At 46.6% G+C, this 13,473-nt stretch carries 9 protein-coding genes; 7 read left to right on the top strand and 2 right to left on the bottom strand.

Annotated elements, in window-relative coordinates; all coding sequences use genetic code 11:
- Nucleotides 1-347 precede the first annotated feature (347 nt).
- The 6 genes from MYF79_RS06775 to MYF79_RS06745 all read left to right on the top strand — a co-directional run bounded on the left by MYF79_RS06775 (nucleotide 348) and on the right by MYF79_RS06745 (nucleotide 8,504).
- Nucleotides 348-1,352 carry an alpha/beta hydrolase gene (locus tag MYF79_RS06775; RefSeq protein ID WP_247813145.1) on the top strand — a complete coding sequence of 335 codons (1,005 nt, stop codon included), beginning with the start codon at nucleotides 348-350 and terminating at the stop codon, nucleotides 1,350-1,352.
- A gap of 298 nt (nucleotides 1,353-1,650) precedes the next feature.
- Complete coding sequence (locus tag MYF79_RS06770) at nucleotides 1,651-3,057, top strand: ATP-binding protein (RefSeq protein ID WP_247813144.1); 1,407 nt, start codon at nucleotides 1,651-1,653, stop codon at nucleotides 3,055-3,057.
- A gap of 54 nt (nucleotides 3,058-3,111) precedes the next feature.
- Entirely contained in the window at nucleotides 3,112-4,782 is a 1,671-nt protein-coding gene (locus MYF79_RS32465; RefSeq protein ID WP_317233107.1) for an FAD-dependent oxidoreductase, read from the top strand.
- 45 nt (nucleotides 4,783-4,827) lie between these two features.
- Complete coding sequence (locus MYF79_RS06755) at nucleotides 4,828-6,963, top strand: type IA DNA topoisomerase (RefSeq protein ID WP_247813143.1); 2,136 nt, start codon at nucleotides 4,828-4,830, stop codon at nucleotides 6,961-6,963.
- Nucleotides 6,964-7,029: 66 nt separating this feature from the next.
- Nucleotides 7,030-7,920, top strand: a complete 891-nt coding sequence (locus MYF79_RS06750; RefSeq protein WP_247813142.1) for a DUF4349 domain-containing protein — start codon at nucleotides 7,030-7,032, stop codon at nucleotides 7,918-7,920.
- Nucleotides 7,921-8,078: 158 nt separating this feature from the next.
- Entirely contained in the window at nucleotides 8,079-8,504 is a 426-nt protein-coding gene (locus MYF79_RS06745; RefSeq protein ID WP_247813141.1) for a SufE family protein, read from the top strand.
- A 51-nt stretch (nucleotides 8,505-8,555) separates the two neighbouring features.
- Here the strand turns inward: MYF79_RS06745 and MYF79_RS06740 are convergent, their stop codons facing one another.
- Nucleotides 8,556-9,272: a 3-ketoacyl-ACP reductase gene (locus MYF79_RS06740; RefSeq protein WP_247813140.1), complete on the bottom strand. Its 717-nt coding sequence runs from the start codon at nucleotides 9,270-9,272 to the stop codon at nucleotides 8,556-8,558.
- A 41-nt stretch (nucleotides 9,273-9,313) separates the two neighbouring features.
- On the bottom strand, nucleotides 9,314-11,848 hold the full coding sequence (locus tag MYF79_RS06735) for a phosphocholine-specific phospholipase C (RefSeq protein ID WP_247813139.1): 2,535 nt from the start codon (nucleotides 11,846-11,848) through the stop codon (nucleotides 9,314-9,316).
- Between the two features lie 133 nt (nucleotides 11,849-11,981).
- Between MYF79_RS06735 and MYF79_RS06730 the strand changes: the two genes are divergently transcribed.
- The gene (locus MYF79_RS06730) at nucleotides 11,982-13,424 is read left to right on the top strand and encodes a cation:proton antiporter (protein WP_247813138.1); all 1,443 of its coding nucleotides are present in this window, start codon (nucleotides 11,982-11,984) and stop codon (nucleotides 13,422-13,424) included.
- The last annotated feature ends 49 nt before the right edge of the window (nucleotides 13,425-13,473 follow it).

Below are 13,473 nucleotides of genomic sequence, written 5' to 3'. Positions count from 1 at the left end.
CACCAGGTAACACAGCATTTTCGCAAGCACCTCATGCTTCTGATGTTCTTCATATTCCATAGGTCAGTCATTAATTGTAATTAACAGGCAGTCTTTACTATAACAACACCATGTATAATGTATACCCTTATGCGTGAGAAAAAAAAGTTATCCCCTGAGGGAACAAGTGAAATGTTCCTGGATCTGGAATGTCAGTTAAATTCAGCAGGGCCTCAGCATAGCCTGCTCATCCGTTTCTTTTCCCGTAATTATACAACAGACGCCGTCATTCCGCCATTGATGCCGGCATACCTATATAATAGATTTGTGGTAACCCATATTATTAACATCCATAAAAAGATAACAATATGAATGAACAATTAATTGCTGTTGGCGATACCATTGCAGTGCTGGATCCTGCTATTGACCCGGCTATTGACACGCACATCAAAGCCTTTCTGAATGTGTTGAACAGTGCCGGCGGTGATCCTATGGAGACCATGACGCCTGGCGATGCCCGTAAAGTACTGGAAGGAGCGCAAAAATCTGTGGAAGTAGATCTTTCCGGAGTAACAGTAACTGAAAAAACGATCACTGAAGATGGGCTTAGTGTGAAACTGTTCATTGTACGTCCCGAAGGACAGACCGGCGTGCTACCTGCTTTCATGTTCATTCATGGTGGCGGCTGGGTATTGGGAGATTTCCCAACGCATCAGCGCTTTGTCAGGGACCTGGTGGTCTATTCAGGGCTTGTTGCCGTATTTGTGGAATATACACGCTCTCCCGAAGCCAAATACCCGGTAGCGCTCAATGAAGCATATGCTGCCACCAAATGGATCGCAGCTAATGGCGCAGAGCTGAATATAGACGGGAAACGCCTGGCGGTGGTAGGCAACAGCGTTGGTGGTAATCTGACTGCCGCTACCGTATTGATGGCAAAAAACAAGAAAGGTCCGGAGATCCAATTCCAGGTGCTTTTCTGGCCGGTGACGGACGCCAGTTTCGATACGGTTTCCTATCACCAGTATGCGACTTCCCGTTTCCTGACAAGGAATATGATGATCTGGTTCTGGGATAATTATATGCCGGAGGGGCCGCAGCGTAATGAGATCTACGCGTCTCCTTTACAGGCGAGCGTAGAAGAACTGAAAGGCTTACCTCCTACCCTGGTGCAAACAGCAGAGAATGACGTGTTGCGGGATGAAGGCGAAGCGTATGCAAGGAAAATGGATGAGGCAGGGGTACCGGTTACACTTGTTCGTGTGCAGGGCATGATACATGACTATGGTTTGCTGAACCCAATCGCAAATGTACCGGCAGTGCAGTCTGCATTGAGGCATGCAGCGAATGAGCTGAGGAATGCGTTGAAGTAATATTCATAGCGGTTTTGCAGGTGGGTAGTTCCCACTTGCAAAACCTTATGCTTTCACCCATCTGGTTGATTTCAGTCAGCCGCCGGTTGCAGGGAACAGCATTTATAGTGATCAGGTATTATTTGTAATACGTATTGGATGTTATTACCAGCCCCCTCAGGGCGATCTGTTTTAGGAACCATGTTTGTAAGACGCTCCATCTGATGATTTAGACCTATTTCAACAGAAATCCGACAACTATCACAGTTGGGAACCTAGCTGAATTATAAGTATCTTTCTGGTCAATAATCATCCTTCCATGACTAATATCACCGTTGAATGGATGCGCTCCATTGAGACACTTCAGGGCGTTCCCGACAACCAGTTACAATGGTTCATAGATAATAGTGAACGGCAAGAATATGCCGCCGGTACTTATATGTTCAAAGTCGATGACATGATGCTCGGCACCCAGCTTATTGTATCCGGTTTGGTGAGAATATGCCAGATGCAGAACAATGAGCTGCGCGAACTCCTTATAGTAGAACCTGGCAAAATAGTAGGCTATCTTCCTTTTTCCAGGGGAACAGTATACCAGGTAACAGGAGAAGTGATTGAAGATACGGTAGTCCTCAATCTTCCTATTGAGAAAATACAGGAACTGATCCGCAATCATTTTGAGCTGACGCAGGCCCTTGTGCATATTATGACTAACCGGGTGAGGGACTACACCTCTTTCCTGCGCCAAAGTGAAAAGATGATGGCGCTGGGTAAATTGTCTGCAGGGCTGGCACATGAACTGAATAATCCGGCAGCAGCCGTTGTAAGGGGCGCCTATTCCATGAAAAAACACCTGCAATTACAGCCGGAGTTCTTCAAACGGATCATGGAGATCCGTATGGACGCAGCAGCGATCGATCTTGTCAAGGAGAAGATGTTTGAGGTGCTCTCACAGCACAAATCACAGGGATCCAGTCTCACGCTTGTACAACGTTCCCAGAAGGAAGATGAATTGACCGAATGGCTCGACGAGCTCAATGTGGAGAATAGCGTGGAACTGGCAGAGAACTTCGTGGAGTTTGGATTTACCAAGGAAAAGCTCGACGAGTTCAGACACCGCCTGGGAGCCAATGATATTTCACCTGTGTTCAACTGGATCAATAATAACCTGGTTACAGAAAAAATAGTATCCGATATTGAAGAAGCATCCAAACGCATTGCAGACCTGGTAGGCTCCGTAAAATCATTCACCCATATGGATAAGGGCTATGATAAACAACTTACCAATATCCATGATGGCATCCGTAATACGCTTTCCATCCTGCAGTATAAATTACGCAAAGGGAACATTGAACTGGTAGAGCAATATGATACCAGCCTGCCTCCCCTTCGTGCACTGATCGGAGAACTGAACCAGGTATGGACCAACCTGATCGATAACGCGCTGGATGCGATGGAGGTGAATAAAAAGGGAAAACTCACCATCAAAACGGAACGGGACAAAGATTGTCTGAAAGTTATCATCACTGACGATGGCCCCGGTATACCGGAAAGTATCATCGCTAAAATATATGATCCCTTCTTTACGACAAAAGACCCGGGTAAAGGCACAGGCCTTGGACTGGATATAGTATCACAGATCGTCCGCCAGCATAAAGGCTATCTGAGTGTAGAATCTAAACCGGGAGAAACCCGGTTTATCGTGTCGCTCCCCATTCATGGATAATCGCATTTATAAGTTAATTTTGAATTGACTTATGCCATTCTAAGAACGAATAATATGAATCACAATCAGCCATATATTCTCTGTATTGATGACGATGCACAAGTTTTACGTGCCATTGTGAGAGATCTCAAACAGAAATACCGCGATAACTATAAAATAATAAGCACAACCGTAGTTAGTGAAGCGCTGGAATCTTTACTGGAGTTAAAGAACAAAGGTGAGACGGTGGCCATGTTCATTTCAGATCAGCGTATGCCTGAAATGGAAGGCGTGGAATTCCTGGAAAAAGCGATGGAATACTATCCGGATGCGAGACGAGTGCTGCTGACAGCCTATTCTGATACAGATGCGGCTATCCGGGCCATCAACGCGGTACAACTGGACTATTACCTGGTGAAACCCTGGAGCCCTCCGGAAGAGAAATTATATCCAATCATCGATGACCTGCTGGATAACTGGCAGGCTATATACCGCCCGGATTTTAAGGGCATCAAGGTGCTGGGCTACCAGTTTTCACCAAAGTCGCATGCCATCAAGGACTTCCTGGCAGGCAACCTCATCCCCTACCAATGGCTCGATGTACAGGCTTCAGAAGAAGCTACACGGCTGTTGAATGTCAACAACCTTTCCATCAAAGACCTCCCGGTGGTGATCTTTGACGATGGGGGTTGTCTTTCCTGTCCGTCGATCCTGGACATAGCACGCAAAGCCGGGCTTAACCCACAGGTGAAGCTGGATGTTTACGACGTGGTGATCATTGGCGCCGGTCCGGCGGGACTGGCGGCAGGCGTGTACGGTGCTTCTGAAGGACTAAAAACATTACTGATAGAAAAACGGGCTCCCGGCGGGCAGGCAGGTACGAGCTCGCGTATTGAGAACTACCTTGGCTTCCCCAGCGGACTAAGCGGCGCAGAACTGACCCGGCGTGCTATTGCACAGGCTACCAGGCTGGGCACGGAATTCATTACACCGCAATCAGTGAAAGATATAAAACAGAAAGACGGTTATAAGAAGATCGTGCTGGAAGATGGTACGGAGATCAATACACGCAGTGTGATCATCACTACGGGTGTGGATTATCGCCAGCTGGAAACAAAAGGTGTATCAGACTTCACCGGCGCAGGCATTTACTACGGTGCAGCCACCACTGAGGCAGCCGCCTGTAAAGATAAAGAAGTGTACATTGTAGGCGGTGGTAATTCCGCCGGCCAGGCCGCCATGTACCTGTCTAAATTTGCGAAGAGCATTTATATCATCATCCGCAGAGAGGACCTGACCAGTACCATGTCTGCCTACCTCATAGAACAGATTGCCGGTACGTCAAATATCACCGTATTGCCGAAAACAGAAATTGCTGAGGCAATGGGTGAAGAAAAGCTGCAACAACTCTGCCTCTGTAATATTGAAACCAAAGAGCGCAGGCAGGTGAACGCTGATGCCCTCTATATATTCATAGGCGCTAAACCATTCACTGACTGGATTGAGCTGGACATCATCAAAGACGATAAAGGGTTTATTGAAACCGGCAGGGACCTCAAAAACTACGACTCTTTCAATAAGATCTGGAAACAGAACCGTGATCCTTACCTGTTGGAAACCAGCTGTCCCGGCATCTTTGCCGCCGGCGATGTACGCGCCCATGCCATGAACAGGGTAGCCGCGGCAGTAGGTGAAGGTTCTATGGCCATCAGCTTTGTGCATAAATACCTGGCAGAAGTTAAGTAGCTTTCTGTCTATTTATACGACATTTGCATCCCTGTTCAATTGACTATGAAGGTTTGCATTGCTGAAAAGCCAAGCGTAGCGAGAGATATCGCAGAGATAATCGGCGCTAAACAACGTAAGGAAGGATATTATGAAGGCAATGGGTACCAGGTAACCTGGACCTTCGGGCATTTCTGTACCCTGAAGGAACCGCATGACTATACAGAACAATGGAAGTTCTGGCGCCTGGAAGACCTGCCCATTATCCCGTCCAGCTTCGGTATCAAGCTTATTAACAATAGCGGTGTCGAGAGACAATTCAAAGTTATAGAACAACTGGTGCAGCAATGTGAAGAAGTGATCAACTGCGGGGATGCCGGGCAGGAAGGGGAACTTATCCAGCGCTGGGTTTTGCTCAAAGCGCAATGTACCGCTCCTGTTAAGAGATTATGGATATCCTCCCTGACAGAAGAAGCCATTCGTGAAGGTTTCCAGAAACTGAAAGACGCTGATCAGTATAATAACCTCTATGCTGCCGGCAGTGCCAGGGCAATCGGTGACTGGCTGCTGGGCATGAATGCCACCCGGCTGTTCACCAAGAAATTTGCGATGGGGAAAACCGTACTCTCCATTGGAAGGGTACAAACTCCTACCCTGGCCATGATCGTAGCCCGCCAGAAAGAGATCAATGCCTTCGTATCTGAAGAATACTGGGAGTTAAAGACCATATACCGGGAAACGGAATTCACCGCTACCATTGATCGTATCAAGGTATTGGACAGAGCGCAGAAGGGACTGGCCTACCTGAAAGAACATCCTTTTGAGATCACTTCCTTCGAGAAAAAAGAAGGCAAAGAGGGCAATCCCCGCTTGTTTGACCTCACGGCATTGCAGGTAGAGGCCAATAAGAAATATGCTTATTCTGCGGATGATACCCTGAAATATATCCAGAACCTTTACGAGAAAAAGCTGGTCACTTACCCAAGGGTAGATACTACTTACCTCTCGGAAGATCTGCACCCGAAGGTTGCGGGCATTTTGCAGGATATGACGCCTTATGCTGCATTAACCGCACCTGTTCTTGCAAAGCCTATTCCCAAACTGAAGACTGTCTTCGACGATAAAAAGGTAACAGATCACCATGCCATCATTCCAACAGGGGTCTATCCGGCCAACCTCGGACTGGAGGAAAAACGTATTTACGATCTTGTGGCAAGGCGTTTCATTGCAGCCTTCTATCCCGAGTGTAAGATATCCAATACCACCGTACTCGGTAAGGTAGGACAGGTAGAATTTAAAGTGACAGGTAAGCAGATCCTGGAACCAGGCTGGAAGGAAGTATATGCCAATGATGTTGCTCCTAAAAAAGAGGGAGAAGAAGAAGAAAAGATCCTGCCGGTATTTGTGGTAGGAGAAAGCGGGCCACACACGCCCAGGATACATCAGGGTAAAACTTCCCCACCGAAAGCGTTTACTGAAGCGACGCTGTTGCGTGCAATGGAAACTGCGGGCAAGCAGGTAGATGATGAGGAAATGCGCGAACTGCTGAAAGATAATGGTATTGGCCGTCCGTCCACACGTGCGAATATTATAGAAACCCTCTTCCGCAGAAAGTACATAGAGAAGCGGAAGAAAAATATTTATGCCACACAAACCGGCATTGATCTTATCGATACTATTCAGACTGAACTGCTGAAAAGTCCGGAGCTGACAGGTATATGGGAGCGTAAGCTGCGCCTCATAGAAAAGGGTGAATATACCATGGAAACGTTCAAACAGGAACTGATCCAGATGGTCATCGATCTGACCAAAGAGGTAAAGACGGCCAATTATAAGGTAATTACCATAGCTCCTGATCAACCGGCAGAAAAAGAAAAGGAGAAAGAGGAAAAGCCTAAGAAAGAGGCCAAACCCAAAGAGCCTAAAAAGGCTGTCGTAATAGAAGAACAGCAGTGCCCGAAATGTAAAGCGCATCCGCTGAAGAAGGGTAATACAGCCTATGGCTGTGCTAATTTCAAAGTATGCGGATTTAAGGTGCCTTTCGAGGTGTTTGGGAAAAAGCTGACAGACAAACAGATAGCAGACCTGTTAACCAAAGGCAAAACCGGTAAAATAAAAGGCTGGAAACTGACAGGCGCAGAAGGTGAAACAGAAGGTAAACTTATCCTCAATACCGCCTTTGAGCTGGCAATAGAGCAATAATAGCTACCAACGGCTGCTTCGCAATCACCAAATTACCTTAACTTACATACATAACTTATACCCTATATGATGAAAAGTTTTAAAGCCCGTATCTGGGGACTGGTACGTTTGGCAGCCCTTGTTTTCCTTATACTGTTTATCTTCAGGTTCATTTACGGCTATGTAGCCCCCGATGGCCGCCAGTCAGGCGACTACAGCAATGATTTCTTTGAGAGCATCAGTAATCTCAGGAAAAACTATGCTTCCGAAAAGATGCAATTTCAAGGCACTACCACACAGCATCAACCTGACATGGCCGTTTCTCCCAGTCAGAAATATGAGAAAACAGCCTCTGTTAAAACAAAGTCCTCCCATTTTGAACAGGACAGCAAACAGATTGCTGCACAGACGGAAGCCTTTAAGGCCATTGTACAATATGAGCAGGCCCTGGGCCTGAAAGGCAGCAGGGAATTGCACCTGATGATCGGCGTGAATCCTGAGGCATTCGATTCCTTTTACCTGGCCGTTCAGAAAATTGGTGTCATCAGGGCAACCCAGATCACCAAAGTAGACAAGACCAACGAATACCGCCAGCTCAATGCGCAAAAAGCATCCCTGTTGAAAACACTGGAATCGCTCAATGAATTAAAATCAAAACCGGGACCTATTACAGATCTCGTGTCGCTGCACGACAAGATACTTGAGACAGAAGGTAAGCTGCAGGATCTGGGCGTAGAACTGGGCAATTTTGATACAGAGAATGAGTTCTGCACGGTAAAACTGTCATTGTATGAAGGCGCAACAGAAAAGAAGATCAGTCTTATACACAGAGTAAGAATATCACTGGAGTGGACAATACATTATTTCACTTATCTGGTGTTTGCTGCCCTGGGTGTATTGTGCGGAGCATTTGTACTGCTGGTGATTATTGACAGACTAAAATTGATTAGTAAGATCGCGAAAAAGCTGGAAGAGTGAGGAGGCCTACACCCCTAAGAACATTATGGATCCTTACCTGAATTAAGAATTTGGATCATACGTACATTAACTGTCACCGTAAAAACATTTTCCGTTTTAGAGTGGTCATCCTCGGCATATATTCTTAATTTCATATTGTCACCTTAAAACGAGAGTCTATGTCAATAAACGAAACACAGGATAAACTGATCGAGGATGTACTCCTTTTGGAAGATGAAGAAAGCCGCCAGCATTATATAGATAGTATTGCCAAGTCACTACCGGTGATAGAAGATAAATATAAGCACGATCATTATCGTGTACAGGGCTGGATTGCTGACATGTGGGTCCGTGCTGTCTATATTAAGGAAAAAGTGTGGTTTACCGCCTGGTCCAATGACAAGGATAGTAATGGCCTGCTGGCCATGTTCAGCCGGATATTGTCCGGCAATCATCCCAAGGATATTGCTGATGCCGATATTTATTTCATGAATGAAATATCAGGTATTTTCCAGCCATTCTTTTCTGTACAGTGGCCATTGATATTGCGTAAGATGAAGTCGCAGGCCGTTGCCTATCAGATACAGCTATTACAAGCCATGTAAAAATAAAGGTCCCGCCATGTGCGGGACCTTGAAACAATATGATAAGATTACTCAGGGGTTGGTAGACCATAAACCGGCCTCCTTTACAAATGTTCGCCTGTTCAGTTTCAACTGCATTACGATCAGCTCAGCGAAATCTTCCGGCTGCATCACCTTTTCAGGATTACCGTCTGTCAGTTTCAGATCTATCGCCATATCGGTTGCAATGGTACTGGGCGTTAATGTCGTTACTCTTATATTAGATTTACGTACTTCCTGCATCAGCGAATCAGACATGCCTATAAGGCCGAATTTAGATGCGCTGTAAGCGCTGGTTACCGGCGCCCCTTTCTGTCCTGCGGTAGAAGATATATTCACGATATCTCCACTCTGACGGGACAACATTCCTGGCAGCACTGCACGTATCACATAGTAGGCGCCAAACAGGTTCACCTTTATTACCTGCTCCCATTCTTCCGGCTCCAGTTCCAGGAATTTTGCAAACTTACCGATGCCTGCATTGTTGATCAGGATATCGATACTGCCAAGCGCTGTACTCATTTTCTCTATCGCCGCTTCCACAGCATGTCTGTCAGCCACATCTGCAACAGCATATACCACCTTTACACCTGTTCCCTTTAACTCTTCAGCAACAGCCTGCAGATCTTTTTCCGTGCGTGCCAGCAAGGCGAGATTCACGCCTTCCGCTGCCAGTTGTTTCGCCACCGCTTTACCTATTCCCTTTCCGGCACCCGTTACCAGTGCATTTTTACCTTTTATTGATTCCATAATTACGTGTTTGTGGTTTCGTCTGCAAAGGTAAAGGTTCGTTATAACTTAACCCTTCCCATCGCAGGGTCACTGAATGTGACTTTCCCGTTTTCCACATGTCCGGCATATCTTCTTTCAAATGTCCTGCTACCGGAAATACGTACGCTGAAATCATACCAACCGTAGCTTTTGCTGAGATCAAGCACCATAGAGGATTTTACACCTGCCGCCAGTACCTTCTTATGATCACCGCTTTTATATGCATGATCAGTGATCTCTACAGTATATACGTGTGTATGATCAGTATTGTTCAACTGCAGAGAAATATTACCCGTAAATGCTTTGCCCTTTCGTTCATATCCACATACCACGTCTACCAATGGATCATTCTCATCTCCTTTAAATTCCCTGTAGAAACCGTTAGGACCATATACCCGCAGATGGTACAGGCCGTTCTCAAATGCTTCCAAAGGCCATTTGTCTGTCAGACTGTCTCCTGCTTTTACTGCATAGGCCCATGTTCTCACAGCTTCATAAGTACCTTTATCTGCCGATAGGTATTTGCCCGGTGCATATACATTGAATGGTACTCCGGCAGACTTTTTGCCCGCCAGGTCAGTACCGGCAGTGAATTTTATCTCAAAGGATTTCCTGTCACCGCCAGGTCTTCCATCAACATATATTTCATATGGCAATGCGCATGCCGGACGGATACCATCTTCCTGTCTTGCCATATGTGGTGCTGTAGTATCCTTGTTAATGGCGGCAATCTCTGCGGCTGTCAGCTTCTTAAAGCCGGAGGGCACCTCTTTGAACTGCGCCTTATGGATGCTTTCAATGAAGGTATCTTTATCGCCGAACACAGGCAGATGCATTTTCTCCCCGTTATAAGGACGGAACACGGAGGTCAGATCTCCACATATCGTACGGCGCCATTCGGTGATATTACTTTCAACAATGGATTTGCCTGTTTTATGGCTGAGGTAATGCTCCAGGAACTGCAGTACCGATGTATGGTCAAATACCTCCGAACAGGCCAGACCTCCGCGGCTCCATGGCGAAGCAATGATCAATGGTACACGGTACCCAAGCCCGATAGGGCTCTCTCTCACATCTTCTTCCTTCATGTCTTTCTTTCGCAGTTCCTGTTCACGGGTTACATATTCCACGCTGGTATCGATACCGGCAGAGACAAGCCCTGTGCCAGGCCCATGCGGTGGTACAAATGGCGGCACATGGTCGAAGTCGCCGTCATTTTCATCATAGGCCAGTATAAAGATCGTTTTCTTCCATACTTCCGGATTTTGTGTCAGGATATCCATTACCTCGGCAAGGTACCAGGCGCCATACCAGGGGGCTCCCGGGTGGTCGGAAAAATTTTCCGGCGCTACGATCCAGGATACGGCGGGCAATTCTCCTTTTTTCACATCCTCCCTGAACTGGTAAAGGATGTCTCCCTTAGGTACCTGCATGGTGCGTTCCGTATTACCATCATGATACTGAAGGGTCGTCAGCTGATGATAATCCGGATCCTTTTCATTCGTCGTAAATGCCTTTCTATGGATGCTCTTTTCCTTTTCAGAAAGCAGATTAAATTTCTCAGGCCGCCATTTAACTTCCTCTTCTTTCACCCTGGTCAGCAGTGCCTGCTTCTCCTCCAGTTCCTTACTCAACGCGGCAGTGTTACCTCCTTCACTGATCTTGCCCTCAAGTGTTTTGACAGCAGCTGTCAACCGGGTGATGCTTTGTTGTAAATGTTTGTAATGGGCTACTGAGAACTGGGGTCTGTACTGTGAGAAGAATTCCAGCGGATTATCAGTAAAGTTAGCCAGCCAGGCATCTTCTTCACCATTAAAACCGACACCTACACTGAGCTCATTCTGGTATACTTTCCAGCTGATGCCATGCTCTTCCAGCCGCTCAGGAAAAGTAGTCCAGCTGGCAGGTGCAGGATAATCGACTTCTGAATTACGCACGTTAGGCGCAGCGTCCGGACTTTGCCTTTCGCGGATAGTGCCTGTCCAGAAGTACAGCCTGTTGGGGGTTGTACCTGTCAGAGAAGAACAGAAGTTCTGATCACATACCGTGAATGCATCTGCCAGCGCATAGTAAAAAGGGATGTCTTCTCTTGTGAAATACCCCATGGTAAGGGGCAGATCTTTATATTCTTTATTGCCGGATTGTTTTACATCCAGCCACCTGTCGTACTTTCCTTCATTGCGGGCATCTACCTGGTTTTCCCAGGAATGCGGGAGAGAACTCATCCAGGTTACCTTCGAATCTTTAATATCCAACCGGAAAGGTGCATACGTTTCTCCTGCAGCATTTGACTGTAACCAAACAAGATTTTTATCAGGCAGTGTAATGGCACGCGGGTCGTTAAAACCCCTTACTCCTCTTAATGTTCCCAACGCATGATCGAATGATCTGTTTTCCTGCATGAGCAGTACTACATGTTCTGCGTCGAGATAGGTGCTTCCTGCGGCAGGATCAATAGCCAGCGCCCGTTGAATAGATGCCGGCAATACGCCCGCTAGTCCCGTACCGCCTGATAATAAAGCTGCTTTTTTGATAAAGTCTCTCCTTGTATCCATAGTGCCAACAAGATACACAACCTCTGTCAAGCTGATGCTATATGCGGGTAACTTTTAAAGTAATTTAATACTACATAAGCGGGATGCTCTTAGATATTCTTATTATCTTTCGTACAACCAACCGATATTAATTATGAATAAGAGACTGTTGCTTTATCCGCTGATTATCGGCTTTTTTGGGTGCCTGATCTGGTTTATCATAAGGCAGGGGAGCCATTTAACCACAGATGGTACTACACATGCCAATATTGCAACTACAGCAACGCCAGCTACCACGCCGGCGACTGTGAGTTCTGCTGAAAGCGTATGGATATCGCTTGTACATAATGTGCAACATCCACTGGCTCTGTTGTTATTGCAGATCATATTAATATTGCTGACAGCAAGACTTTTTGGATGGCTGGCAAACAAGATCGGCCAACCCGCAGTTGTAGGTGAAATTGTAGCCGGCATTTGCCTGGGACCTTCTTTACTGGGAATGTTCTGGTCTTCCGGAAGTGCATTTATTTTTCCCGCTGATAGCTTTAAGAACCTGCAATTCCTCAGTCAGATAGGCCTGGCCTTTTTCATGTTTGTAGTCGGTATGGAACTGGATACACATAAGATGAAGAACAAAGCCCATGATGCTGTAATGATCAGTCATGCCAGCATCGTTTTCCCTTTCTTCCTGGGTGTATTACTGGCCTACTATATTTACCCGCAGTTTTCACCTGCCAATGTGAACTTCCTCTCCTTTGCATTGTTTATGGGTATTGCGATGAGCATCACCGCCTTTCCTGTATTGGCGCGTATTGTACAGGAGAGAAAACTCAGCGGTACCCCGCTGGGCTTACTGGCTATTACCTGTGCAGCTGCCGACGATGTAACTGCATGGTGCATTCTTGCAGTGGTGATCACTATCGTAAAAGCCGGCACCTTATGGAGTGCTGTAGTTACTATGGTGATGGCGCTCCTGTTCCTTGGTGCTATGTTATACGTACTGAAACCATGGTTGAATAAAAAGATCATCAAACTACAGGCAGCTAATAAACAGAAGTCAGTTGTAGCACTGGCTTTTATAACACTGTTGTTCTCTGCATGGGCGGCAGAAGTGATCGGTATTCATGCCTTGTTCGGCGCTTTCCTGGCAGGTGTGATCATGCCTGCGGAAGTATCCGTACAAAAGCTGCTGACAGACAAACTGGAAGATGTAAGTGTTTTGCTGCTACTCCCGATCTTCTTTGTTTTTACCGGGCTGCGTACGCAGATCGGCCTCCTTGGACAAGGACACCTTTGGGCTGTATTTGGCCTGATCATGCTGGTGGCAGTAGGAGGAAAACTTGGCGGCAGTATGTTGACGGCAAAACTGATGGGACAGTCCTGGAGCGATTCCCTGGGCATAGGAGCGCTGATGAACACCCGCGGGTTGATGGAACTGGTGGTGCTGAATATCGGTTATGACCTGGGCATTTTGTCTCCTGAGATCTTTGCCATGCTTGTACTAATGGCCTTGGCCACCACATTCATGACGGGACCTTTGCTCGATATAGTAAAAAAAGTAGAGGAAAGCCGCTTACATGCCAGCCAGATAGGGTGATAATGCATTGTACCATTATAGATCAGGAAAGCCGTCATTGCTGACGGCT

This window comes from Chitinophaga filiformis (assembly GCF_023100805.1).
GTDB lineage: Bacteria > Bacteroidota > Bacteroidia > Chitinophagales > Chitinophagaceae > Chitinophaga > Chitinophaga filiformis_B.
The sequence above is the reverse complement of the archived record's forward strand: the minus strand, read 5'-3'. Positions and strand labels throughout refer to the sequence as shown.